The organism is Actinoallomurus vinaceus, from assembly GCF_039542055.1.
Classification (GTDB): Bacteria; Actinomycetota; Actinomycetes; order Streptosporangiales; family Streptosporangiaceae; genus Actinoallomurus; species Actinoallomurus vinaceus.
Window position 1 is genome coordinate 762270 of record NZ_BAABHK010000003.1, and the last position, 24754, is coordinate 787023.

Annotated in this window: 24 protein-coding genes and 1 pseudogene; 5 read left to right on the forward strand and 20 right to left on the reverse strand. The window is 72.4% G+C overall.

The window, feature by feature from the left end:
- Positions 1 to 12 precede the first annotated feature (12 nt).
- The 18 genes and pseudogenes from ABEA24_RS14550 to pyrR all read right to left on the reverse strand — a co-directional run bounded on the left by ABEA24_RS14550 (position 13) and on the right by pyrR (position 18469).
- A complete protein-coding gene (locus tag ABEA24_RS14550) occupies positions 13 to 381 on the reverse strand; it encodes an MmcQ/YjbR family DNA-binding protein (protein ID WP_345431307.1) in 369 nt (122 codons plus the stop codon).
- 35 nt (positions 382 to 416) lie between these two features.
- Positions 417 to 614, reverse strand: coding sequence for a hypothetical protein (locus ABEA24_RS14555; RefSeq protein WP_345431308.1), 198 nt, complete (start codon positions 612 to 614; stop codon positions 417 to 419).
- A gap of 141 nt (positions 615 to 755) precedes the next feature.
- Positions 756 to 1970 (reverse strand): cytochrome P450 family protein, encoded by a 1215-nt coding sequence (locus tag ABEA24_RS14560; RefSeq protein WP_345431309.1) that lies wholly within the window; start codon positions 1968 to 1970, stop codon positions 756 to 758.
- A 533-nt stretch (positions 1971 to 2503) separates the two neighbouring features.
- Entirely contained in the window at positions 2504 to 3259 is a 756-nt protein-coding gene (locus tag ABEA24_RS14565) for an MBL fold metallo-hydrolase (RefSeq protein ID WP_345431310.1), read from the reverse strand.
- A gap of 252 nt (positions 3260 to 3511) precedes the next feature.
- On the reverse strand, positions 3512 to 4705 hold the full coding sequence (metK, locus tag ABEA24_RS14570; RefSeq protein ID WP_345431311.1) for a methionine adenosyltransferase: 1194 nt from the start codon (positions 4703 to 4705) through the stop codon (positions 3512 to 3514).
- Positions 4706 to 4828: 123 nt separating this feature from the next.
- Positions 4829 to 6013, reverse strand: coding sequence for a bifunctional phosphopantothenoylcysteine decarboxylase/phosphopantothenate--cysteine ligase CoaBC (coaBC, locus tag ABEA24_RS14575; protein WP_345431453.1), 1185 nt, complete (start codon positions 6011 to 6013; stop codon positions 4829 to 4831).
- Positions 6014 to 6150: 137 nt separating this feature from the next.
- Positions 6151 to 6417 (reverse strand): DNA-directed RNA polymerase subunit omega, encoded by a 267-nt coding sequence (gene rpoZ / locus ABEA24_RS14580; protein WP_252782944.1) that lies wholly within the window; start codon positions 6415 to 6417, stop codon positions 6151 to 6153.
- A 14-nt stretch (positions 6418 to 6431) separates the two neighbouring features.
- Entirely contained in the window at positions 6432 to 7016 is a 585-nt protein-coding gene (gene gmk / locus ABEA24_RS14585; RefSeq protein ID WP_345431454.1) for a guanylate kinase, read from the reverse strand.
- Positions 7017 to 7074: 58 nt separating this feature from the next.
- Positions 7075 to 7401, reverse strand: coding sequence for an integration host factor, actinobacterial type (mihF, locus tag ABEA24_RS14590; RefSeq protein ID WP_252782942.1), 327 nt, complete (start codon positions 7399 to 7401; stop codon positions 7075 to 7077).
- Between the two features lie 1011 nt (positions 7402 to 8412).
- On the reverse strand, positions 8413 to 9111 hold the full coding sequence (gene pyrF, locus ABEA24_RS14595) for an orotidine-5'-phosphate decarboxylase (protein ID WP_345431312.1): 699 nt from the start codon (positions 9109 to 9111) through the stop codon (positions 8413 to 8415).
- On the reverse strand, positions 9108 to 10133 hold the full coding sequence (locus ABEA24_RS14600; protein WP_345431313.1) for a dihydroorotate dehydrogenase: 1026 nt from the start codon (positions 10131 to 10133) through the stop codon (positions 9108 to 9110). Before ABEA24_RS14600 ends, pyrF begins: the two co-directional genes overlap by 4 nt.
- Positions 10130 to 11008, reverse strand: coding sequence for a dihydroorotate dehydrogenase electron transfer subunit (locus tag ABEA24_RS14605; RefSeq protein WP_345431314.1), 879 nt, complete (start codon positions 11006 to 11008; stop codon positions 10130 to 10132). The genes ABEA24_RS14600 and ABEA24_RS14605 overlap by 4 nt, the downstream gene beginning before the upstream one ends.
- Positions 11005 to 14343, reverse strand: coding sequence for a carbamoyl-phosphate synthase large subunit (gene carB, locus ABEA24_RS14610; RefSeq protein ID WP_345431315.1), 3339 nt, complete (start codon positions 14341 to 14343; stop codon positions 11005 to 11007). Before carB ends, ABEA24_RS14605 begins: the two co-directional genes overlap by 4 nt.
- On the reverse strand, positions 14343 to 14540 hold the full coding sequence (locus ABEA24_RS14615) for a hypothetical protein (protein ID WP_345431316.1): 198 nt from the start codon (positions 14538 to 14540) through the stop codon (positions 14343 to 14345). Before ABEA24_RS14615 ends, carB begins: the two co-directional genes overlap by 1 nt.
- A complete protein-coding gene (gene carA, locus ABEA24_RS14620; protein ID WP_345431317.1) occupies positions 14537 to 15652 on the reverse strand; it encodes a glutamine-hydrolyzing carbamoyl-phosphate synthase small subunit in 1116 nt (371 codons plus the stop codon). Before carA ends, ABEA24_RS14615 begins: the two co-directional genes overlap by 4 nt.
- Positions 15649 to 16929 carry a dihydroorotase gene (locus ABEA24_RS14625; RefSeq protein WP_345431455.1) on the reverse strand — a complete coding sequence of 427 codons (1281 nt, stop codon included), beginning with the start codon at positions 16927 to 16929 and terminating at the stop codon, positions 15649 to 15651. Before ABEA24_RS14625 ends, carA begins: the two co-directional genes overlap by 4 nt.
- 98 nt (positions 16930 to 17027) lie before the next feature.
- Positions 17028 to 17936, reverse strand: a pseudogene (locus ABEA24_RS14630) (aspartate carbamoyltransferase catalytic subunit); the annotation flags it as partial.
- Entirely contained in the window at positions 17933 to 18469 is a 537-nt protein-coding gene (gene pyrR / locus ABEA24_RS14635; RefSeq protein WP_345431318.1) for a bifunctional pyr operon transcriptional regulator/uracil phosphoribosyltransferase PyrR, read from the reverse strand. The pseudogene ABEA24_RS14630 and the gene pyrR, both read right to left, overlap by 4 nt.
- Positions 18470 to 19018: 549 nt before the next feature.
- Between pyrR and bldD the strand changes: the two genes are divergently transcribed.
- Positions 19019 to 19513, forward strand: coding sequence for a transcriptional regulator BldD (gene bldD, locus ABEA24_RS14640; RefSeq protein WP_252782932.1), 495 nt, complete (start codon positions 19019 to 19021; stop codon positions 19511 to 19513).
- 829 nt (positions 19514 to 20342) lie between these two features.
- Here bldD and ABEA24_RS14645 read toward each other — a convergent pair.
- Positions 20343 to 20726: an SAV_6107 family HEPN domain-containing protein gene (locus ABEA24_RS14645; RefSeq protein ID WP_345431319.1), complete on the reverse strand. Its 384-nt coding sequence runs from the start codon at positions 20724 to 20726 to the stop codon at positions 20343 to 20345.
- Between the two features lie 344 nt (positions 20727 to 21070).
- Here ABEA24_RS14645 and ABEA24_RS14650 point away from each other — a divergent pair, with 344 nt between their 5' ends.
- From ABEA24_RS14650 to ABEA24_RS14665, 4 genes are all read left to right on the forward strand, one after another.
- A complete protein-coding gene (locus ABEA24_RS14650; RefSeq protein WP_345431320.1) occupies positions 21071 to 21535 on the forward strand; it encodes a YbaK/EbsC family protein in 465 nt (154 codons plus the stop codon).
- A 397-nt stretch (positions 21536 to 21932) separates the two neighbouring features.
- The gene (locus ABEA24_RS14655; RefSeq protein WP_345431321.1) at positions 21933 to 22952 is read left to right on the forward strand and encodes a hypothetical protein; all 1020 of its coding nucleotides are present in this window, start codon (positions 21933 to 21935) and stop codon (positions 22950 to 22952) included.
- Positions 22949 to 23275 carry a hypothetical protein gene (locus ABEA24_RS14660; protein ID WP_345431322.1) on the forward strand — a complete coding sequence of 109 codons (327 nt, stop codon included), beginning with the start codon at positions 22949 to 22951 and terminating at the stop codon, positions 23273 to 23275. Before ABEA24_RS14655 ends, ABEA24_RS14660 begins: the two co-directional genes overlap by 4 nt.
- Positions 23276 to 23280: 5 nt before the next feature.
- Positions 23281 to 23868, forward strand: a complete 588-nt coding sequence (locus ABEA24_RS14665; protein ID WP_345431323.1) for a GNAT family N-acetyltransferase — start codon at positions 23281 to 23283, stop codon at positions 23866 to 23868.
- On the opposite strand, the gene metF is transcribed toward ABEA24_RS14665, so the two are convergent.
- Entirely contained in the window at positions 23820 to 24728 is a 909-nt protein-coding gene (gene metF, locus ABEA24_RS14670; protein WP_345431324.1) for a methylenetetrahydrofolate reductase [NAD(P)H], read from the reverse strand. The genes ABEA24_RS14665 and metF overlap by 49 nt on opposite strands.
- Positions 24729 to 24754: the final 26 nt, after the last annotated feature.

Consider the following 24754-nt stretch of genomic DNA (forward strand, 5'->3'; position numbering starts at 1 on the left):
CGAAGGCGCCGGTCACCGACGCGGGGCGCCGGTGACCGGGCTCGGTCCGAGACGTGCGGCGGCGACGCGTTTGGGCACGACCATGCGCCAGGCCTCCTGGACGAGTTCGCGCATCTCCTCCTCGTCGAGGGCGGCGAGGCGGACCTCCACCCAGTTGAAGCGCTGGTCGGAGAGACGGGGCATGTGGAACTTGTCCGGCTCTCCGGCGACGAGCGCGGCCCGCTCCTCCTTGGGGAACGCGAAGCCCATCCACTCCTCGTCGGCGGAGAACGCGAGGTAGACGATCTTGCCGACACGGAACTTGATGCGGTCCCTGATCAGGTGCTCTTCGGTGCGCGGCAACGACGATGCCACGCGCCGTACGTCCTCGACCGTGACCATCCCCGCCCGTCCCTTCCTCACGGCCGCGTTACGGCTCAGCAGTCCGGCGCGGAGCAGGTCAGCTCCATCTCGTCGGCGGCCTCCTCCGTACGGGCCCGGCCCGGCGGTCCCGCCGGGGCGTGATGGCGTTCGAGCCGGGCGGCCACGGCGAGGGCCCGCAGCGAGTGCGACCGCACCAGGTGCTGCCGGGGGCTCGCGGCCTGGGTCCTGCGCTGGGGGATGCTGTTGTTCACCGGTGACCTCCAGGGGTTGGGGATGCCACACGCCTGTTGGAAACGGCGTGTGTCTCTCCTACCTCACAGCACAAGATCACCCATGAATATTCCGAAATGTGAATAATTGTTGCCTCTGGAGTCCCACCCGCCACAGAGGTATCAGGCCGGCGTGAAGGTGACGGGCAGGTGCTCGAGTCCGCGCAGTCCACCGACCTGCCAGGGCAGTTCTTCGTACGGCACGGCGAGGGCGAGATCGTCGAGCCGGCGCAGCGCCGTCCCGATGGCGATCCGCCCCTCCAGCCGGGCCAGCGGCGCACCGAGGCAGTAATGGATGCCGTGCCCGAAGGCCAAGTGGGCCCCTGCGGTCCGGGCGACGTCGAGACGGTCCGCCTCGGGGAACTCCGCGGGGTCGCGGTCGGCGACCGCAGTGGCGATGATGACGGTCGCGCCCCGGGGAACGGCCACGCCGCCGATCTCGAGGTCCTCCGCCGCGATGCGCAGGATACCCGGGTTGACCGGACCGTCGTATCGCAAGAATTCCTCGACGGCGTTCGGGAGAAGGCCTGGGTCGTCGCGAAGGAGCTTCAGCTGGCCGGGGTGGGCGAGCAGCGCCACGATCCCGTTGCCGATCAGGTTGACCGTGGTGATGTAGCCGGCGACCAGCAGCAGGAAGGCCATCGCCACCAGCTCGCCCTCATCGAGTCGCTGGTCCCGGTCCCTGGCAGTGATCAATGCGCCGAGCAGGTCGTCGGCGGGGTCCCTGCGCTTGGCCGCCAAGAGCCCTTCCAGATAGGACCACATCTGCTGCCACGCCCAGTCCGTCGCCTCCGGGTCCGGCCGGTCCGGGCGCTGGGTGAGCAGGACGTTCGTCCATTCCTGGAAGCGATCCCGGTCCGTCAGGGGCACGCCGAGCAGCTCGCTGATGACCGTGACCGGCAGCGGCAGGGCGAAATCCTCGATCAGGTCCGCCCGCCCGGCCGGGATGATCGCGTCGAGCAGCCGATCCGTGATCGCCTGCACTCGTGGTTCGAGTTCGGCCACCCGGCGTACCGTGAACGCCTTCGACACGAGACGGCGCAGCCGGGTGTGGTCGGGCGGATCGAGACGGATCATGCTGCGCATGGCGGAGGTCCGCTCCGCGGAGGGCATTTGCTCCAAGAGCCGAGGGTCCGTGGCGCCGCGGAGATCGCTGGTCAGGCGGGGATCGGTGAACGCCTCCCGCGCATCCTCGTAGCGGGTCACCAGCCACGCTTCCATCCCGCGGACGGTGACGACCCGGCGGACCGGTCCGCCCTCGCGGAGCCTGCGGTAGAACGGGAACGGGTCGGCCACGAAGGCCGGATCCTCATGCGGAAGAACGATCGGCTCACCCATCCGGCACCCCCGAACCGGTCACGACGGCGGCGACGTCCGCCGTCCGGACCGCGCCGCTCTCAACCGGTGCCCCGTTCCAGGCCTCCGCTGATGCGACCCCGAACGACCGGAAGCACACCGCCCGTACATGCTCGGTCTGCCCGCCCGCAACCGGCCTCAAGCTTCGCTGTCGCGGCTGCGAGGAGCTACATCGACCCGGACCGCCATCGCTCGGACCGACCTTCTCAGCTGTTCTTGCGAGGAACCCCGGGCGTCCACGCCCGGGAGGAATCGCGTCTTTGGGCCCTGGACTGCGCAGCGGTCCGGTAGTCTCCTCGCATCCGTTCGTGAGCCTGTAAGGCACGAACCGGCTTGCCGGGGATACGGTTCAGATGGTGCTGACCGGACGGATGTCGCCGGGGGATTCCCCGGCGTGGGGCCCTGTCAACGGTCCCGCGCTGCATAGATGTGGCGGATGTGACTCCGGACACGGCAGCCAGTCGCGCCGGAGAGCATGAATCGGTGTGGCCGACTGAGCCGACAGGCTCAGTCGTTCACGGCCGAGAAGTTGACAGACTCAGCCCGATGTCGTTCGCGGCGACCGTGATCGGACCCGCGAACTCCTTGCGGGCGGCCTCCCGGGCGGTCTCGGGCGGGGTTCCGGGCCACAGGTGGGTGAGCATCAGACGGGCGGCACCCGCGCCGGCGGCCTGCCGCGCCGCCTGCCGGGCGCTGGTGAGGAAGGCCGCGTCCTCCGGCGGCACGATCTCCGGATAGGTCGCGTCCGCGATCAGCAGATCGGCGTCCCGGGCGAGTTCGACCACGTCCGGGCTCGGGCCGGTGTCGCCGGTGTAGGCCAGGATCCTGCCGCCTGCGGCCACCCGCATCCCGGCGTTCGGCACCCAGTGCGGGAGCAGCCGGGTGTCGACGGTGAACGGGCCGACGCTCAGGCGGTCCCCGGCGGAGAACTCCCGCAGCGCGAGGGCGTGGTCGAGCATCCCCGGACGGTCCAGCGCCAGGACCGCGTCCAGGGCGCCGGGCAGCGCGTACACCGGCAGGGCCGGGGCCGGCTCCGCCGCGAGGGCCCGGGCCCGCAGGAGCGGGTTGAGGTCGGCGCAGTGGTCCGGATGCCCGTGGCTGATGAGCACCGCGTCGACCTGGTCGGCCGTGACGTGCCGCAGCAGTTCGGGCACTGTCGCGTAGCCGAGGTCCAGCAGCAGCCGGTGGCCGTCGTGCTCCACGAGGAACCCGCTGCACGCGGCTCCCGCCGTCGGCCACGCGCCGCAGCCGCCCAGCACGGTGATCTTCATGGCGAGGACCCTACCGGCGGGCCGATGGTCACATGCCACGACGCGCGGCCGGTACGACACGAGGGCTACTTCGGGATCAGGTGACCTCCGCTGACGGGAGAAGCACTTCCAACCAGCTCGAGATCGTCATGAGCGGCCCGGACGACCCGGCTGCGGCCGTGGAGCCGAAAACGACGCGGCCGCCCCGGATCCGGAGATCCAGGACGGCCGCGATGCGAAGCAGGGTGCTTCCCCGCCGGAGAGCGCGCGGGGTCAGAGCCCGGCGGCCCCCTGCAGGGCCTCGGCGCGGTCGGTCCGCTCCCACGAGAAGTCCGGCTCCTCGCGGCCGAAGTGGCCGTAGGCGGCGGTCTGGGAGTAGATCGGGCGGAGCAGGTCGAGGTCGCGGATGATCGCGGCCGGGCGGAGGTCGAACACCTGGAGGACGGCCTCCTGGATCTTCTCCACCGGGACCTTCTCGGTGCCGAAGGTCTCGATGAACAGGCCGACCGGGTGGGCCTTGCCGATGGCGTAGGCGACCTGCGCCTCGCAGCGGTCCGCGAGGCCCGCGGCGACGACGTTCTTGGCGACCCAGCGCATGGCGTACGCGGCGGAGCGGTCGACCTTGGAGGGGTCCTTGCCGGAGAACGCGCCGCCGCCGTGGCGGGCCATGCCGCCGTAGGTGTCGATGATGATCTTCCGGCCGGTCAGGCCCGCGTCACCCATCGGGCCGCCGATCTCGAACCGGCCGGTCGGGTTGACGAGCAGGCGGTAGCCCTCGATGTCGAGGTCGAGCTCGGCGACGACCGGGTCGACGACGTGCTCCTTGATGTCGGGGCTCAGCAGGTCGCTGAGGCTGATGTCCGGGGCGTGCTGGGACGACACGACGACCGTGTCGAGCCGGACCGCGCGGTCGCCGTCGTACTCGATCGTGACCTGGGTCTTGCCGTCGGGGCGCAGGTAGGGGACCTCGCCGCTGTTGCGGACGGCGGACAGGCGGCGGGCGAGCCGGTGCGCGAGCGTGATCGGCAGCGGCATCAGCTCCGGCGTCTCGCGGCAGGCGTAGCCGAACATCAGGCCCTGGTCGCCGGCGCCCTGGCGGTCGAGCTCGTCCGAGCCCTCGCCCTCGCGGGTCTCGTACGCGTCGTCGACGCCCTGCGCGATGTCGGGCGACTGCGCGCCGATGGAGACCGACACGCCGCAGGAGTGGCCGTCGAAGCCCTTGCTGGAGGAGTCGTAGCCGATCTCGAGGATCTTCTCCCGGATGACGCCGGGGATGTCAACGTACGTCTCGGTGGTCACCTCACCCGCGACGTGGACCTGACCGGTGGTGATCAACGTCTCGACGGCGACGCGGCTGCGCGCGTCGTCCTTCAGCATCGAGTCGAGGATCGCGTCGCTGATCTGGTCGGCGATCTTGTCCGGGTGACCTTCCGTCACGGACTCGGAGGTGAACAGGCGACGTGACACGTGGGTGCACTCCTTGCAGCGGCTGCTGACTGACGTAGCAGAGCGGATCTCTTACGGGTATCGGACGCGCAGTCTATCCAGAGGCGATTAAGGCACGCTCAAGCCACGCTGGACCCGTGTTCTTTACTGTAGCCGCCCTGTCACCTGGTCCCATACGACGTCGGCCAGGTCTTCCTTCGACCCTCGGGGGACGTCGACGGAGGTGCCGTCGGCGGACAGGATCACGGCGGCGTTGTCGGGCGCGCCGAACGTCAGGCGCTCGCCCACCTCGTTGACGACCAGCAGGTCACAGCCCTTGCGGGCGAGCTTCTCCCGGCCGTGGCGGAGCACGTCGTTCGTCTCGGCGGCGAATCCGACGATCACCTGGCCGGGGCGGCGGGCGGCGACGAGCTCGATGAGGACGTCGGGGTTCTTGACCAGGGTGATCGGCGCGGGTTCGTCGTCGTCCGTTTTCTTGATTTTCACGTCGCGGTAGCCGGCCGGCCGGAAGTCGGCCACGGCGGCCGCCATGACGACGGCGTCGGCGTCGGCGGACGCCTTGAGCACCGCGTCGCGCAGCTCGAGCGCCGACCCGGCCCGCACGATCTCGGCGCCCGCCGGGTCCGGCAGCGCGACGTTGGCGGCGACGAGGGTCACCCGCGCGCCGCGGGCGAGCGCGGTCCGCGCGAGGGCGTAGCCCTGCAGGCCCGACGAGCGGTTGCCGATGAACCGGACCGGGTCGATCGCCTCACGGGTGCCGCCGGCGGAGACGACGACGTGGCGGCCGGCGAGGTCGGTGGGGATGCCGCCCCGCGCCAGGACGAGGCGGGCGACGTCGAACAGGGCGTCGGGATCGGGCAGCCGCCCCTTGCCGGAGTCGGCGCCCGTGAGCCGGCCGACGGCCGGCTCGATCACGAGACAGCCGCGCGAGCGCAGGGTCGCGACGTTGGCCTGCGTGGCGGGGTGCTCCCACATCTCGGTGTGCATCGCGGGCGCGAACACGACCGGGCAGCGCGCCGTCAGCAGGGTGTTGGTGAGCAGGTCGTCGGCGAGGCCGTGCGCGGCCCTGGCCAGCAGGTCGGCGGTGGCCGGTGCGACGAGGACGAGGTCGGCGCCCTGGCCGAGGCGGACGTGCGGCACCTCGGCGACGTCCGACCAGACCTCCGTGGCCACGGGCTCGCCGGAAAGCGCCGCCCATGTCGGCTCACCGACGAAGCGCAGCGCGTCGCGCGTCGGGATCACCCGGACGCGGTGCCCGGACTCGGTCAGCCGCCGCAGCAGCTCGCAGACCTTGTACGCGGCGATGCCGCCGCCGACCCCGAGGATCACCCGGGGGCGACCGTCCGGGTCAGGTCCCGCACTCACCGGCGGGCCCTTCCTCCGGGCAGGCCACGACGCCGTACGGCCGTCGCCGCGGACGCCCGCCCGTCAGGGCGCGACGCGCCCCAGGGCCGCCGGAGGACAACTCAGGCGCCTTCGATGGCCTCGGAGTGCAGCAGGCCCTCGCGGACCTCGCGCAGCGCGATCGACAGCGGCTTCTCCTGGACCTGGGTCTCCACCAGGGGACCGACGTACTCCAGGAGGCCCTCGCCGAGCTGGGCGTAGTAGGCGTTGATCTGGCGGGCGCGCTTGGCCCCCATGATCACGAGGCTGTACTTGCTGTCAACGATCTTCAGCAGGTCGTCGATCGGCGGGTTCGTGATGCCTTCGGCACCAGGGGCATTCGATGCCACTCCTGCGCCTTCCGCTAGTCGGAGTTCGGTGGTTGTGCAGCCAGCAAGGCTACCAGCTCCGCACAGACGTCCTGGACCGACGTGTTGACCAGTGTGACGTCGAACTCCTTCTCGGCGGCCAGCTCCGTACGGGCGGCGTCGAGGCGGCGCTCGATCACCTCGGGCGGCTCGGTGCCACGGCCGATCAGGCGGCGGACGAGCTCGTCCCACGACGGCGGCGAGAGGAAGACGAACAGCGCCTCCGGCATGGCGGCGTGCACCTGCCGGGCGCCCTGCAGGTCGATCTCGAGCAGGACCGGCACGCCGGCTTCGAGGTGCTCCAGCACCGCGCGGCGCGGCGTGCCGTAACGATTGCCCGCGAACTCGGCCCACTCGAGCAGCTCCCCCTCCGCGACGAGCCGATCGAACTCGGCGCCGTCGACGAAGAAGTAGTGCACACCGTGGACCTCGCCAGGACGGGGCGCACGGGTTGTCACCGAGACCGACAGCCACACCTGGGGGTGGGCACGCCGGATCTCGGCGACGACCGTGCTCTTGCCGACGCCGGACGGCCCGGAAAGGACCGTCAGGCGCCTGGACGGGATGGAGCCGCCCGCCATGGGGGTGGCGGAAGCGGCCGCGGCGGTGTGCCCGCCGCGCCCGCCCGTGGCGAGTCGGTCAGCGATTGCCACCGCCGCCGAACTCACGCTCGAGAGCGGCGCGCTGGTTGGCACCGAGACCCCGCACACGGCGGGACTCGGCGATACCGAGCCGCTCCATGATCTGCTTGGCGCGGACCTTGCCGACGCCAGGCAGGGACTCCAGGAGAGCCGACACCTTCATCTTGCCGATGACGTCGTCGGCCTGCCCATCCTTCAGAACCTCAGCGAGGGAGGTACCCCCGTGCTTGAGCCGGTCCTTGACCTCGGCACGCTCTTTGCGAGCCTTTGCAGCCTTTTCCAGGGCTGCGGCGCGCTGTTCAGGGGTTAGGGGCGGAAGCGCCACGCCGGGTCACCTCGTGTTTCCACTCGATTGAGTCGGACGGCTTGGGAACCTAGCGAGTTCAGGGCCCATAAAGCAACGTGAAAGCCCGTATAGCCCGTCATTAAGTTGCAGATGTTACTCTATGGGGTTCCCTGGTCACTCACTGTATTGAAAGTAGGGGGTTCTTACACCCCGAACCGTACGACGGCCTGGCGTTTCTTGCGAGGGGAAAACAGGCCAGTCAAGCGGCACCGGGACACCCGGGACGCCCGGCGGCGGTGTGTCGCTCGCGAAGCCCCGTTTCACCCGGAGCCGCCGCGCGGCGTCCCGTCCGGACACCTCCCCGGCGCGGCATCCCTCAGCGGATCGCCTCGGCGCTCCACCGAACCGGCCCCGCCGCCGCGAGAGCGCTCACAGAGGGCTCCCTCCGCGCCAAACGTTTCCACGGGCGTCCGGGGGCCAGACGCACCGCCCACGCGGCCCTCAGCGGACCGTCAGGGCACACAGGACTGCCGCTGCCCCCAAGACGGCCTACACGCCCGTACAGAGCCGTCCGCGCGACGCTCGGCCCGACGGCTCCTCAGCGGACCGCTCACGGGCGCACAAGACTCCCACTGCCCCAAGACGGCCCACAGGGCCGTACAGAGCGTCCACGCGGCACTCGGCCCAACGGCTCCTCAGAGCGGGACCGTCACGACTATCGCTGCCCCCAAGACGGCCCACACGCCCGTACAGAGCCGTCCGCGCGACGCTCGGCCCGACGGCTCCTCAGCGGACCGCTCACGGGCGCACAAGACTCCCGCTGCCCCAAGATGCCCCACAGGGCCGTACAGAGCGTCCACGCGGCACTCGGCCCGACGGCTCCTCAGCGGAGCGCTCAGCGGGTCCCATGCGCGCACGGCTCCCGCTCCCCCGAGATCGCTTGCAGGCCCCCGCCCGGCGTCCACAGGGCGGCTCGCCCGAACGCATCGCCGACGCGGCCCGTCCAGCGGACCGTTCCCGTCCGACCGGTCGCCGCCCCCAGCGGGCCGGTCAGGCTGCGCCCGTGCGGCGGAGGGCCGCCGCGATGGCCGCCGCCGCGGCGCCCGGGTCCGGAGCGCCGGTGATGGGCCGGCCGATCACGAGGAGGTCGGCTCCGGCGGCGAGGGCCTCCTCGGGCGTGGCGACGCGCGCCTGGTCCTGTGTTGCCGTGCCGGCCGGCCGTACGCCGGGGGTGATGAGCGTGATGCCGGGACCGACCTCCGCGCGCACGTCCGCGACCTCGCGGGGCGAGCACACCAGGGCCTGGGCCCCGGCGTCGACCGCGAGAGCGGCCATACGGCGCACGACGTCGGACGCCGGACCCTTGAGTCCCACCCCGGCCAGATCGGCCTCTGAGAGCGACGTGAGGACCGTGACGGCGGCGATCTTGGTCTGAGGGGCCGCCTCGACGGCCGCGCGGATCATGGCGGCGCCGCCGCCGGCGTGCACGGTGAGGTACGCGGGCTTCAGCCGGGCCACCGCGTGCGCGGCGCCCGCGACGGTCGCCGGGATGTCGTGCAGCTTCAGGTCGAGGAAGACCTGGACTCCGCTCGCCCCGCGGACGCTGGCGACGACGTCCGGGCCGTACCGCAGGTACAGCTCCAGGCCGACCTTGACCGTGCTGACGTGCGGGGTCACGAGCGCGGCCCATTGCGCGGCGGTCTCGAGGTCCGCCGCGTCGAGCGCGACGGCGATGGGAGCGGTGTTCACTGGGTGGTCTCCTGTTCGATCGGCTCGGTCGAGCCCGTGCCGGCGGTGTCGGCGACCGCCAGGCCGACGTTGGGGTCGATGCGGCGGTAGAGGCTCCCCGCCGGTTTGTGGGCGAGCCCCACGACGTCGGCGAGCCGGTCGATGCCGCGCTCCTTCAACGCCCCGTCGAGCTCGCGCAGGACGCGTACGCAGGCGGACGGGTCGTGCAGGGTCGCCGTGCCCACGGCGACGGCCGAGGCGCCCGCGAGGACGAACTCCAGGGCGTCCAGGCCGGTCCGTATCCCGCCCATCCCGACGATCGGCACCTCCGGCAGCGCCGCGTGCACCTGGTAGACGCAGCGGACCGCCACGGGGCGGATCGCCGGCCCGGACAGCTCTCCGGTGATCCCGGCCAGCCGCGGTCGGAGCGTGTCGGTGTCGATGGCCATGCCGTGCAGCGTGTTGATCATCGACAGGCCGTCCGCGCCGGCGTCCGCGCAGGCCATGGCCACGCCGACGATGTCGGTGACGTCCGCGGACAGCTTGGCGAGCACGGGGACGCGGCGCGGCGCGCTCGCCCGCACCGCGCGCACCAGGCGGGCGGCGGCCGACGGGTGGGCCGCGAACATCGACCCGCGGTCCTCCACATTGGGGCAGGAGGTGTTGATCTCGATCGCCGCGACGCCGGGGGCGTCGGCGAGCAGGCGGGCGACCTCGGCGTACTCGCCGACGCTGCCGCCCGCGATCGAGACGATCACGCGAGCCTCCCGCTCGGCGAGCCAGGGCAGGTCGCGGGTCAGGAAGGCCTCGATCCCCGGGCCCTGCAGCCCGGCGGCGTTGAGGACGCCGCTGGGGGTCTCGGTGAGCCGGGGCGCGGGGCGCCCGGCGCGCGGGCTGGGCATGATGGACGGCGTCACCAGGGCACCGAGTTTGCCCACGTCGAAGAAGCGGCCCAGCTCCCGGCCGGTGCCTCCGCAGCCCGCCGCCGTCATGACGGGGTTCGGCAGCGTGACGTCGCCGATCCGGGTCTCCAGGTCCGTCATGAGAGGGATCCCGGGAGCACGGAGCGGGGGGCGCCGTAGGCGTCGAACGGGATCGTGCCGAGGTCGTCCCAGCGCACCCGCTCGCCGCGGAACACCGGGCCCTCGACGCACGACCGCGCCATGTGGGTGACGCCCTCGTCGTCGATCACGGGGAGCGCGCAGGCCATGCAGACGCCCGTGCCGCAGGACATCGGCTCCTCGACCGCCACCTGGGCGGGCAGGTCGTACTGCGCGGCGGTCCGGGTGACGGCACGGAGGGTCTCCGTCGGCCCGCAGGCGTACACGACCTCGGCGCCGACCTCCTCGACGACGGCGGCCACCAGGTCCTCGGGCCGGCCGCGCTGCCCGAGCGAGCCGTCCTCGGTGACGACGGAGGTGGAGTCGGCGATGCGGCGCGCCGCGCGCGTGCCGTACACGTGCTCGGAGTCGGTGCCGCCGAGCACGAAGTGCAGGGCGCAGTCGCGCTGGCGCAGCACGGCGGCGAGGGGGAACAGCGCCGCCCCGGAGTGCCCCTCGCCGACGAGGACGCAGCGCACGGGGTGGCGCGGCAGCGGGAAGGGGCGGCCGAGCGGGCCGACAACGTCGAGGATGTCACGCGGCCGCAGCGCCGCCAGCCACCGGGTGCCGGCGCCGCGCACCGCGAAGACGATCTCGACGGTGCCGCCGTACTCGGGTTTGACCTCGTGGACGAAGAAGCATCGCCGCGTCAGCATGCTCGACTCGTCGCCGCCGACGGCCAGGGCGACGAACTGGCCCGGCCGGAAGCGCTCGGCGACGCCCGGGGCCACCAGGGTGATCGTGTGGTAGGCCCCGGTCCGCCGTACCGTCAGGACCGTTCCGGGCACCTGTACCGGTGCGACCGGTGAGTCGGTCAACTGTCCTCCTCGCCACCCCAGAGGTGCTCCGCGTGCTCCTGCAGCGACCGGACCCCGACGACGCCCGCCGCGATCGCCTCGATGCCCTGAACGGCCGCGCCGAGCGCCTGCACGGTGGTGAGGCAGGGCACGCCGCGCAGGACGGCGGCGGTGCGGATCTCGTATCCGTCGAGCCGCGGGCCGGACTGGCCCGGGCTGCCGAACGGGGTGTTCACGATGAGGTCGACCTCGCCGTCGAGGATGCGCCGCACGATCGTCGGCTCGCCATCCGGCCCGGGGCCGGCGCTGTGCTTACGCACGATCTTGGCACGCACGCCGTTGCGGCGCAGGACTTCCGCCGTCCCCTCGGTGGCCAGGATCTCGAAGCCGAGGTCGGCCAGCCGCTTCACCGGGAAGATCATCGCTCGCTTGTCCCGGTTCGCCACGGAGACGAACGCGCGGCCCTTGGTCGGCAGCGAGGCGTACACCGCGATCTGCGACTTGGCGTACGCCGTGCCGAAGACCGCGTCGATGCCCATGACCTCGCCGGTGGAGCGCATCTCCGGGCCGAGGATGGTGTCGACGCCGACGCCCTCCGGCGTGCGGAACCGGTCGAAGGGCAGCACCGCCTCCTTGACCGAGATCGGCGCGTCGAGCGGGAGGTCTCCGCCGTCGCCGTTGGCGGGCAGGATGCCCTCGGCGCGCAGCTTGGCGATGCTCTCGCCCATCATCACGCGGGCCGCCGCCTTGGCCAGCGGCACCGCCGTGGCCTTGGACACGAACGGCACCGTACGGGACGCGCGCGGGTTGGCCTCCAGGACGTACAGGACGCCCGCCGCGAGGGCGTACTGGACGTTCATGAGGCCGCGCACGCCGATCTCCCGGGCGAGGGCCTCGGTGGAGGTGCGGATGCGGCCGATGTCCTCGTGCCCGAGCGTGATCGGCGGCAGCGCGCACGCCGAGTCGCCGGAGTGGATGCCGGCCTCCTCGATGTGCTCCATGACGCCGCCGAGGTACAGGTCCTCGCCGTCGTACAGCGCGTCGACGTCGATCTCGATGGCGTCGTCGAGGAACCGGTCCACGAGCACCGGGTGCTCGGGGTTCCACTGCCCGCCACCGGCGCGCTCGATGTACGACTTCAGCGTGTCGTCGTCGTAGACGATCTCCATGCCGCGCCCGCCGAGGACGTACGACGGCCGGACGAGCACCGGGTAGCCGATCTCCGCCGCGATCGCGGCCGCCTCCTCGTACGAGGTGGCGGTGCCGTGCTTGGGCGCGGGCAGCCCGGCGCGGGCCAGGACCCGCCCGAACGCGCCCCGCTCCTCGGCGAGGTGGATGCTCTCCGGCGACGTGCCGACGACCGGCACGCCGGCGTCCTTGAGCTTCTGCGCGAGGCCGAGCGGCGTCTGCCCGCCGAGCTGCACGATGACCCCGGCGACCTCGCCGGTCTCCTGCTCGGCGTGCACGACCTCCAGGACGTCTTCGAGGGTGAGCGGCTCGAAGTAGAGCCGGCCGGAGGTGTCGTAGTCGGTCGAGACGGTCTCGGGGTTGCAGTTGACCATGACGGTCTCGTAGCCGGCGTCGGCCAGCGTGAACGAGGCGTGCACGCAGCTGTAGTCGAACTCGATGCCCTGCCCGATGCGGTTCGGCCCGCTGCCGAGGATGATCACCTTGGGCCGGTCGCCCGGCGGGACCTCGGTCTCCTCGTCGTAGGTCGAGTAGAGGTACGGCGTGCGGGCCTCGAACTCGGCGGCGCAGGTGTCGACGGTCAGGTAGACGGGCCGGATGCCGAGGGCGTGCCGCAGCTCGCGGACGACCTCGGCGGAGGTGCCGCGGATCTCGGCGATCTGCTCGTCGGAGAAGCCGTGCCGCTTCGCCTCGCGCAGCGCCTCCGGGTCGAGCTGGTCGCCCGCCAGGGCGGCGGCGACCTCGTCGAGGGACGCGATCTGGTCGAGGAACCACGGGTCGATCCGCGTCGCCTCGTACAGCTCCTCGACGGTCGCGCCCGCCCGGAGGGCCTGCTGGACGTCGCGCAGCCGCCCGTCGTGCGGCCGGCGGGCCCGCTCGACCAGCTCGGCCTTCAGGGCGGCCCGCTCGCCCTCCGTGAGCGCCTCGGGGCCCGGAGCCCAGGAGAAGGAGCTTCCGGCCTTCTCCAGCGACCTGAGGGCCTTCTGCAGCGCCTCGGGGAAGGACCGGCCGATGGCCATGGCCTCGCCGACGGACTTCATGTGGGTCGTCAGCGTCTTGTCGGCCGCGGGGAACTTCTCGAACGCGAACCGCGGCGCCTTCACCACGACGTAGTCGAGGCTCGGTTCGAAGCTCGCCGGCGTCTCCTGGGTGATGTCGTTGCGGATCTCGTCGAGGGTGTAGCCGACGGCGAGCCGGGCGGCGATCTTGGCGATCGGGAAGCCGGTCGCCTTGGAAGCCAGCGCGCTGGACCGTGACACACGCGGGTTCATCTCGATGACGATCATCCGGCCGGTGCGCGGGTCGATCGCGAACTGGATGTTGCACCCGCCGGTGTCGACGCCGACGGCGCGGATGACGTCGATGGCGACGTCCCGCATCCGCTGGTACTCCCGGTCGGTGAGCGTCATGGCCGGCGCGACGGTGATCGAGTCGCCGGTGTGCACGCCCATCGGGTCGACGTTCTCGATGGAGCAGACGACCACGACGTTGTCGTGCCGGTCGCGCATCAGCTCCAGCTCGAACTCCTTCCAGCCGAGGATCGACTCCTCCAGGAGCACCTCGCTGGTCGGGCTGGCGGCCAGGCCCGTGCCGGCGATGCGGCGCAGGTCGGTCTCGTCGTAGGCCATGCCGGATCCGGCGCCGCCCATCGTGAACGACGGGCGGACCACCATCGGGTACCCGAGGGTCTCGGCGGCGGCCAGGCAGTCGTCCATCGAGTGGCAGATCACGCTGCGCGCGGACTCGGCCCCGATGTCGGCGACGATCTGCTTGAACCGCTCGCGGTTCTCCCCCGCCTGGATGGCGTCGACCTTGGCGCCGATCAGCTCGACGCCGTACCGCTCCAGGACGCCGGACTCGTGCAGCGCCACGGCGGTGTTGAGCGCGGTCTGCCCACCCAGGGTGGGCAGCAGCGCGTCGGGGCGCTCCTTGGCGATGACCTTCTCGACGGTCTCCGGGGTGATCGGCTCGACGTACGTCGCGTCGGCGATCTCCGGGTCGGTCATGATCGTCGCGGGGTTGCTGTTGACGAGGGCCACGCGCAGGCCCTCCGCCTTGAGGACGCGGCACGCCTGGGTGCCGGAGTAGTCGAACTCGGCGGCCTGGCCGATGACGATCGGGCCCGAGCCGATGACGAGGACGGATTTGAGGTCGGTACGGCGCGGCATCAGGTTCCCTGTCCGGACGCGACCACGACGGCGATGAGGGCCAGCGCGGTCAAGACGGCTGCGGCGGCGGTGAGGATGAGGGCGAGCGGAGAGGGCGGACGGGCGCGGACGACGCCGTCGTTCGGGTCGCCGGGCACGTGGCCGTGCGACGCGGTGCCTGCGGCGTGGTCGTCCGTGTGCCCGTGAACGTCACTCATTTTGAGTCCATCAATTCGCAGAACCGGTCGAACAGGCCGGTGGCGTCGTGCGGGCCCGGGGCGGCCTCCGGGTGGTACTGCACGCTGAACGCCGGCCGGTCGAGCAGCCGCAGCCCCTCGACGACGCCGTCGTTGAGGTCGACGTGGCTGACCTCCGCGCGGCCGTACGGCGTGTCGAACGGGCCGTCCAGGGGGGCCTCGACCGCGAAGCCGTGGTTGTGGCTGGTGATGTGCACCCGCCCGTTGGCACGGTCCTGCACCGGCTGGTTGACGCCCCGGTGGCCGAAGCGCAGCTTGTACGTGCCGAGGCCGAGCGCGCGGCCCAGCATCTGGTTGCCGAGGCAGATGCCGAACACCGGGGTGCCGGAGTCCAGCACGCCGCGCATCGACTCGACGGCGTAGCCGCAGGCGGCCGGGTCGCCCGGCCCGTTGCTGTAGAACACGCCGTCCGCGCCGACGGCGAGGATCTCCTCCGCCGTCGCGGTCGCGGGCAGGACGTGCACCTCGCAGCCGCGCTCGGCCATACGTCGGGGCGTCATCGCCTTGATGCCGAGGTCGATCGCCGCCACCCGGTAACGGACCTCGCCCTCGGGGCGCACGACGTACGGCTCGGGCGTGGACACCACGCGCGCCAGGTCGGCGCCGATCATGTCCGGGCTGGCCAGCACGCGCTGCAGCAGCGCCTCGGGGTCGGTCTCGGTCGTGCTGACCCCGGCCCGCATGGCGCCCTTGTCGCGCAGGTGGCGCGTGAGCGCCCGGGTGCCGTTGATCGCGATGCCGACGACGCCGTACTCCCGCAGCTCGTCGTCGAGCGAGCGGCGGGCCCGCCAGTTGGAGACGATCCGGGACGGCTCGCGGACGACGTACCCGGCGACCTGGACGCGGCCGGACTCCGGGTCCTCGTCGTTGACGCCGGTGTTGCCGATGTGCGGCGCGGTCATCGTGACGATCTGCTGGCGGTACGACGGGTCGGTCAGCGTCTCCTGGTAGCCCGTCATGCCGGTGTTGAAGACGATCTCCCCGAACGCCTCGCCCTCGGCGCCGTACGCGGCGCCGTGGAACGTCCGGCCGTCCTCCAGGACGAGCAGCGCGGGCTTGGTCGCGGAACTCAAATGACCTTTCCTTCCAGGACGGTGGGACGGCCGCGCAGGAACGTCGCGTGCACCCGGCCCGGCAGCTCCAGCCCGCGGAACGGCGTGTTGCGGCTCTTCGAGGCGAAGGCCGCCGGGTCGACGGCCGTGCGCGGGGCCGGGTCGTACAGCGTCAGGTTGGCCGGGGCGCCGACCTCGATCGGGCCGCCCTGGCCGGTGAGGCGGCCGATGTGCGCCGGCCGGACCGACATGCGGTCGGCGACGCCGGCCCAGTCGAGCAGGCCGGTCTCGACCATGGCCTCCTGCACGACGGACAGGGCCGTCTCCAGCCCGATCATGCCCATCGAGGCCGGCGCCCACTCGGTCTCCTTGGCCTCGGCCGGATGCGGCGCGTGGTCGGTGGCGACGCAGTCGATCGTGCCGTCGGCGAGGGCCTCGCGCAGCGCCTCGACGTCGGCCTTGGTGCGCAGCGGCGGGTTCACCTTGTAGACCGGGTCGTACGTCTCGGCGAGCTCGTCGGTGAGCAGCAGGTGGTGCGGCGTGACCTCGGCCGTCACCTGCCAGCCCTTGCTCTTCGCCCACCGGAGGATCTCCACCGAGCCGGCGGTGGAGACGTGGCAGACGTGCAGCCGGGAGCCGACGTGCGCGGCGAGCAGGCAGTCGCGGGCGATGATCGCCTCTTCGGCGACGGCGGGCCAGCCGGCCAGGCCGAGCCGCCCGGAGACCTCGCCCTCGTTCATCTGCGCGTGCTCGGTGAGCCGGGGCTCCTGCGCGTGCTGGGCGACGACGCCGTCGAAGGCCTTGACGTACTCCAGCGCGCGGCGCATCAGCACCGCGTCCGACACGCAGTGCCCGTCGTCGGAGAACACCCGGACCCGCGCGGCCGAGTCGGCCATCGCGCCGAGCTCGGCGAGGCGCTCGCCCTCCAGGCCGCGGGTGACCGCGCCGACCGGGTGGACGTCGCAGTGGCCGGCCTCACGGCCGAGGCGCCACACCTGCTCGACGACGCCGGCCGTGTCGGCGACGGGCTCGGTGTTGGCCATGGCGTGGACCGCGGTGTAGCCGCCGGCCGCGGCGGCGCGGGTGCCGGTCTCGACCGTCTCGGCGTCCTCCCGGCCCGGCTCGCGCAGGTGGGTGTGCAGGTCGACCAGGCCCGGCAGCGCGATCAGCCCGTCGGCCTCGACGACGGTCGCCTCCGGCGCGGTCAGGCCCGCGCCGATCTCGGCGACGACGCCGTCGCGGAGCAGGATGTCGGCGGGCGCCCCGCCGAGGATCCGCGCGCCCTTGATGAGGAACATCACGCCTCTTCCCTTCTCGATGCGTCGCCGTCGCGGGGTGCGTCCTCCTGGCGGGAGGCGTCGCCGCTCCGGGCGACGTCGCCGCCGATGGCCGGCTCGGAGCCGCCCAGGAGGAGGTAGAGCACGGCCATCCGGACGGTGACGCCGTTCGCGACCTGCTCGACGATGGTCGAGCGCGGCGAGTCGGCGACCTCCGCGGCGATCTCGACGCCGCGGTTCATCGGGCCGGGGTGCATGACGATCGCGTGGTCCTCGAGCGCGGCCAGGCGGCGGGCGTCCAGGCCGTACCGCCGGCTGTACTCGCGGACGGTCGGGAAGAAGGCGTCGGTCATCCGCTCCTGCTGGACCCGCAGCATCATCACGACGTCGCTCTTGGGCAGGACCGCGTCGAAGTCGTAGGCGACCTCGCACGGCCACGTGTCGACCGCCACGGGGAACAGCGTGGGCGGCGCGACGAGCGTGACCTCCGCGCCGAGGGTGTTCAGCAGCAGCACGTTGGAGCGGGCGACCCGGCTGTGCAGGATGTCGCCCACGATGGTGACGCGGCGGCCGTCGAGGTCGCCGAGCCGCCGGCGCATCGTGTACGCGTCGAGCAGCGCCTGCGTCGGGTGCTCGTGCGTGCCGTCGCCGGCGTTGACGACGCTGCCGCGCACCCAGCCGGCGAGCCGCTGCGGCGCGCCGGAGGCGTTGTGGCGGATGACGACGCCGTCGGCGCCCATCGCCTCCAGGGTCAGCGCGGTGTCCTTGAGGCTCTCGCCCTTCGACACGCTCGAGCCCTTGGCGGAGAAGTTGATGACGTCGGCCGACAGCCGCTTGGCGGCGGCCTCGAACGAGATCCGCGTGCGCGTCGAGTCCTCGAAGAAGAGGTTGACGACGGTGCGCCCGCGCAGCGTGGGCAGCTTCTTGATCGGGCGATCGGCGATCCGGGACAGCTCCTCGGCCGTGTCGAGGATGAGCAGCGCGTCGTCCCGGGTGAGATCGGCCGCCGAGATCAGGTGGCGCTTCACTTGGGCACCTCCAGCACGACGGCGTCCCGGCCGTCGGTCTCGGCGAGCAGCACCCTGACCTTCTCGCGGGTGCTGGTCGGAAGGTTCTTGCCGACGTAGTCGGCGCGGATGGGCAGCTCCCGGTGGCCGCGGTCGACCAGGATGGCGAGCTGCACGGAGCGCGGGCGGCCGAGGTCGTTCAGCGCGTCGAGGGCCGCACGGACGGTGCGGCCGGAGTAGAGGACGTCGTCGACGAGGACGACGACGCGGTCGTCGACCCCCTCGGGCGGCAGCTCGGTGCGGCCGAGGGCGCGCGCCGGGCGCAGGCGCAGATCGTCGCGGTACATCGTCACGTCGAGCGAGCCCCGCGGGACGGGGGTGCCTTCCACGTCGGTGATCCGCTCGGCCAGCCGGGCGGCGAGCGTGACCCCGCGTGTCGGGATGCCGAGCAGGACGATGTCGCGGCCGCCCTTGGTGCGCTCGAGGATCTCGTGGGCGATCCGAGTGAGCGCCCGCCGGATGTCGGGGGCCTCGAGAACGGTCTTGTGACTCACATCACTATCGGGTGACGGTCCGTGCGCAGGCACGGAGGCAGCACTCACCGCGATACCTCCTTTCCCGCCTCTCTGGACGGGTCTTAAAGGACGTCGGGCGCTATCACGGTAGCAGCCCGGGCGTACACGCCCCACACCGGCACCGTCACGTTTCCGCTGGTGACGACGCTGCGCAAACGGGCCGCCGGACGCCGGGCCGGGGATATGGCAAGCTTTTACCCAACGGTCGACGGCCCTCACGGCGCCGGCCCACCGGATCCCGCGAGCCCCTGCGGGCAAGGGATTCCGGGCCCTCCGAGTCCCTCGTCGGAGCCCCTCCGAGCGCCGACTGTTTCGCCGCTTTTTTCCAATCAGCTTGACCTGGGGCTCGACCCGTTTTACCGTCACTGTCCGTAACCATCCCAGGAGATGGACCCCTCGGGCAGTCGGCCCCCCGGCCGGCTGAGAGTGCGCCGTACGGCACACCCGTCTCGGGGCGGCGGGGTTTCCCGTCCGGGGTCTCCTCCCGGGGCCACTATCGACGACGAGAAAGTGAGCCTGGGGGCCGCGATGCCGTCTGAATACGCTAAGGCTCTCGGCGCGAGACTTCGCGCCATCCGTACCCAGCAGGGCCTGTCCCTGCACGGTGTGGAGGAGAAATCACGTGGCCGCTGGAAGGCCGTCGTCGTGGGTTCGTACGAGCGGGGCGACCGCGCCGTCACCGTTCAGAAGCTGGCCGAGCTCGCCGAGTTCTACGGCGTGCCGGTGTCCGAGTTGCTCCCCGGCGGAGCCGCGCCGAGCCCGCTCGGCCCGACGCCGAAGCTCGTGATCGATCTCGAGCGACTCCAGCAGCTTCCGAAGGACAAGGCCGGTCCACTCGCCCGTTACGCCGCGACGATCCAGAGCCAGCGGGGCGACTACAACGGAAAGGTCCTGTCCATCCGGCAGGAGGATCTGCGTTCGCTGGCGGTGATCTACGACAAGTCACCGACGGAGCTCACCGAGGAGCTCATCGGCTGGGGCGTCCTCGATCCTGAGGCACGCCGCGCTGTCGAGGCGTTCTGATCCATAAATTGTGATCGTGCGGCCCCCACGGGTCGCCGCATGATCGATGCGTCGTGACGGAGCCCGTCCGGCATGCCACCGGACGGGTTTCTTCATGCCCGCGCGCGGTCCGCCACGTCGCAGATCGCGCCGCCGCACGGCCCGGCCTCTCTCGGCCGAGCCTGCGCGCAGCAGCCACCCGCACCAGCCCTGCGCCCGTACCGAGCCGCCGCTCGGCATCGACAGCCGCGCGACCCGGCCCCTCTCAGCCGAGCATGCGCGCAGCAGCCACCCGCACCAGCCCTGCGCGCATACCGAACGCCACGCGACCCGGACCCTTTCGGCCGAGAATGCGTGCAGCGGCCACCCGCACCGGCGCGCGTACCGAACCGCCGCTCGCCGTCGGCAGCCGCACGTATGCGATCGCCGGCGTTCATCGCGCCCTACGAGGCCGGCGCCCGGCTGCGAGCCGGGCCTTCACCTCATCGGCGTCGAGGCCGGATCCGGCACGGGGGGACCGACCGCCACGAGGATCCGCTGCTCGACCGCGTCCTCGCCGTCGGCCTGCGCCGGGACGTCGACGACACCGGCCTCCGCCAGTGCGCCATCCCACCAGGAGGGACTTGTCCCTCGCCACGGGACGGCGTGATTCAGGGACCACCGACCCGCGGATCGCCGGCCACGGCCTGTGCCGGATCACCGAGGGCAGCGCGCCGCGGGCCGGGTGCCACCCGGCGGACCGTGGAAATGGTGAGCGGCCGCGCGGGTCCCGTCGCTTCGGGGGGAGGTCCACGACGGGACCCGCGGGCACGAACCGTGCTCCGGTGAAGAGCCGGTCCCCAGAGGGGCTTCAGCCGGCAGCGGGCAGCATGGGCTGGCCCGGGACGCCGAGGGTCGTTTCGACGAGTGACACGAAGATCTCCGCGTCGCGCAGGAGCTCATCGGCCTCGTCCGCGGTGACCGCGCGCGGCAGGCCGGCCTCCGCCGCTGCGCGCTTGTCGGCGCCGGCGGCGAAGAACGCCGCCCACTCACGCAGCGCGGGCTCGGCCTCGGGGAGCAGCACCCAGACGCTGCGCGGTCTACCACGGGTGCGCGATCCGGGATCGGCGCGCTCGGCGAGTACGGCGGCGGCCGCGCGCAACGCCGCCAGGTGCGCCGCGACATAGCGCAGCGCGGGGGCGGCCGACTCCGCGGCCTCGATCAGGCCGCGCCGGGCCGTCTGGAGGAGTGACATCGCCGATGCGGCGGGCCTGCGCGGTGGCGTAGGACGAAGGGGGGCGGCAGTTGACGACCTTGCGGACATGACATGCCTCCTTCCGCTCGGCGGGCCCGAGGGCCCAGGGGGGCCGGGCGAAGCGCTTCCCCTCGCCCCGCCCGGCCGTCGCATCCCGCCCGGCATGCGCTGCCCGCGAGAGACGATCCCCTCGGCGCGGGCCGCGAGTCCCGCGCCGTACTCGAACACAGGTTCGAGCATGTACTTCAGTAAAGCGTCCGCCGCCCCATTCGTCAACGTGTTCGAATAGATGTGTCTTCGCAGTTCGGAACCTCTTACCTCACGCCTGGCCGTAGGGTGCTGCCATGCACCCCAACGTCGAAAACGTCGCCGCCCGCCTGCGCGAACTGGGCGCCACCGGGCAGGTCCGCGAGCTTCCGGAGGCCGCCCCGACGGCCGCCACCGCCGCGGCTCAGCTCGGCTGCGACGTCGGCGCCATCGCGAACAGCCTGATCTTCGCCGCCGACGGCGAGCCGCTGCTCGTGCTGACCAGTGGAGCGCACCGGGTGGACACCACCGGGCTCGCCGAGCGGATCGGCGTCGCCCGGATCAAGCGGGCGGACCCCGAGTTCGTCCGGGCGGCGACCGGGCAGCCCATCGGAGGCGTCGCGCCCCTCGGCCACCCTGAGCCGATCCGTACGCTCGTCGACGAATGGCTGGCCAAGTACGACGTCGTCTGGGCCGCCGCCGGACATCCCCACACCGTCTTCCCCACCTCGTACGACGAACTGCTCCGCCTGACCGGCGGCACACCGGCCGACGTCGCATAGCCCACCCGCCCGGCCACGGCACGGCGGGTGTGACGCAGCCCACCCACCCGACCGACGGCGCGCCGAGCCCGCGCAGCCCACCTGCCCGCCGACGGCACGCCGGCCGATGCCGCATAGACCACCCGCCCGACCACGACACGGCGGATGTCGCGCAGCCCACCTGCCCAATCGGCGGCACACAGACCGACGCCGCTCAGCCCGCTCGGGTGACCGGAGCCGGACGGTCCGTCACGGCATCGGGCCCGCGTCGCCGGGGACAACGGCCGACAGGCGGTGATACAACGGTCACCGGAGGCTCGAGCGCACTCTTCGGAGCTGGTGCCCTATGGCTGGACAGGACGGTCTACGTGCCAGTGCGGCGCGAGACAAGGATTTCGTCGGCCTCGACACGGCCGCGATGGCTGAGCTGATCCAGCAGATGACGAGCGCCTCGAACGCCATCACCGCCTGGTTGCGCACGAACGCCGCGCTGCCCCCGAGCGTCCCGCGCACCGGCCTCCGCCAGGCCGCGGCCGTCGAGAGCTGGGTCCGCGCCCAGCCGGGGATGCTCGGCCGGCGACGGGCCTACGCCATCGCGCATCTGAGCAAGGGCGCCGCGAACATGCCCCGGGTCGGCGTGGGCCGGCTCGGCGGCCGTCCGGGCCGTACGACACCGGCCGGTGCGGGACACGCCGTCGGCCACTTCCCCGACGCGCACGCCGCGACCCGAGCGGGGGCCGCCGACGGGGCCGCGATCCACGCGGCGCTCGGCGCCCACCGTCCGATCCCAGCCGACGTCTGGAAGCGACTGTCAGCCGACGCCGACGACCCCGACTACGCCAAGGGGCTCTACTCCCGTCTCGGCCCGGCCGGCAGCGCCGACCTGATCGCCGCCGCGCTCGGCCACGAGGCGCGTCTGGCCGCCGTCCGGGAGTCGCTGGGCCTGGCGAGCCACCATCTGCGGATGGACGAGAAGTGGCTCCGCGAGCTCCTCGACGAGGCGTCGCGGAAGGGCGTGCACGACGACGTCGTCCACGTGCTGGAGCACTCCGGGCTCGACCGGCGCGCGAAGGTCGCTCTCGGCCACATCGGGCTGACGCACCTGGCCGCGATCCCGCCGGGGCACCGGTTCCCCACTCCGCGCCCGCCGCATGAGGCGATGGTCCGCGCGGCCGCGACAGACCCCGAGGCGGCGGCCGAGCTCTACGCCCGCCACTCCGAGACCGTGCACCGGGCCTTGGCGGCCTGCCCGGGCTCGACGGCGCTGCAGCGCCTCGCCGGCCACGCCACGACCGCCCACGCCACCACCGGTCACACCGCGGCCGTCCACCCGGCCGACGCCCACCATGCGGCCGCCGACGCCCAAGCCGCGGCCAACGCCACCGATCACGTCACGACCGCCCATACGACCGACGTCGAGGCCGGGAGGCACGCATGACCGCCTATCCGCCCTCTCCGGGCACTCTCCGCCCGCCGACGGAGCCGCCGACCGGCCCGCCGGGCAGTCCCGCCCAGCGGCCCAACCCGGAGTACGCCGAGCTGTACGCCGCCTACGAACGCGCCTACGCGAGCGCGCACACGCTGGAGGCCGCGCTGGATCCGCCGGTCCGTACGGCCGGCGAAGCCTGGGTCGGTCCGGCCGCACGGACGTGGCAGCAGCAGCTCGAGACGGAGCGCGGTCAGCTGAAGAAGGCGGCGGCGCAGATTCTGTGGGACATTTACGGCGCACTGTCGAAAGTCCCGCCTTACATACCAAAGTGAGCCACGTGAGATCAGCCTTCGGATCCCGGCGGGAGACCGCGCCGCAGATACGGGAGATCGACAAGCGGACGTTCTTCCGGCGGCTCGACGCCATGCTGGCGACCTATGCGGCGGCGATGGAGCCGCCGGCCGAGCAGATGCCGGGCCGGCGCACCATCATGGAACGCCACGCGGCCTACCCCGGCTTCCGCGCGTTCGTCGCCGGGCGCCGGCGCGACGTGGCCGGCTTCGTGTACGGCTTCCACGGCGAGTCCGGCCAGTGGTGGCACGACGTCGTCTTCGCGGCGCTGACCCAGACCGGTGGCGCGGCGCACGCGCGGGAATGGATGGGCGACGCGTACGAGGTCGCCGAGCTGCACGTCCACCCGGACAGCCAGGGCCAGGGGCTCGGCCGGAGACTGATCACCACGCTGTGCGCCGAGCGCCCGGAGCGCACGGTCGTGCTGTCCACGCTCGACGCCCAGACGCCCGCCCGCAACCTCTACCGCTCGCTCGGCATGACGGACCTGCTCACCGGCTTCCGGTTCCCCGGGGGCGGACCGCTCTACGCGGTGATGGGCGCGCGCCTCCCGCTGACCTCCAGGCGGTCGTAGACCTCGCGCGTCGCGGTCGACTTGTTGAACGTGATGAAGTGGATGCCGGGTGCGCCCTCGTCCAGCAGCGTCCGGCACAGCTCCGCGGCCTGCTCGATGCCGAGCCGGCGCACCGCCTCCGGGTCGTCGCCGACGGCCTCGAACCGCTCGGCCAGCTCCCGCGGGAACGGCGCGCCGGACAGCTGCTCGGAGCGTTCGATCGTGCTGAGCTGGGTGACCGGCATGATGCCCGGGATGATCGGCACCTCGCAGCCGTGCGCGGCGACCCGGTCGCGCAGCCGCAGGTAGTCCTCGGCCCGGAAGAACATCTGCGTGATGGCGTAGTCGGCGCCGGCCCGGCACTTGCGCACGAAGTGCAGGGTGTCGCTGTCGACGTCCGGGGACCGCGGGTGCTTGTAGGGGAACGCGGCGACGCCCACGCTGAAGTCGCCCGACGACTTGATCAGCCGCACGACCTCCTCGGCGTACTCGACGCCGTCGGGGTGCTTGACCCACTCCCCCATCGGGTCGCCGGGCGGGTCGCCGCGCAGCGCGAGCAGGTCGCGCACGCCGACGGCGGCGAACCTGCCGATCAGGTGCCGCAGCTCGCGGATCGAGTGGTCGACGGCGGTGAAGTGCGCGACCGGGGTGAGCGTCGTGTCGGTCGCGATCCGCTCGACGATCTCGACCGTACGGTCGCGGGTGCCGCCGCCGGCCCCGTACGTGACCGAGACGAACGTCGGCTGCAGCACCTCGAGCCGGCGGATCGCTTGCCACAGGTTGCGCGCACCCTGCTCCGTCTTGGGCGGAAAGAATTCGAAGGAGAACGTGGGCTCGCCCGCGGCGAGCACTTCCCGGATCGTGGGGCGAGCGGACGTCATGCAGACCAGGGTAACGGGACGGGCGT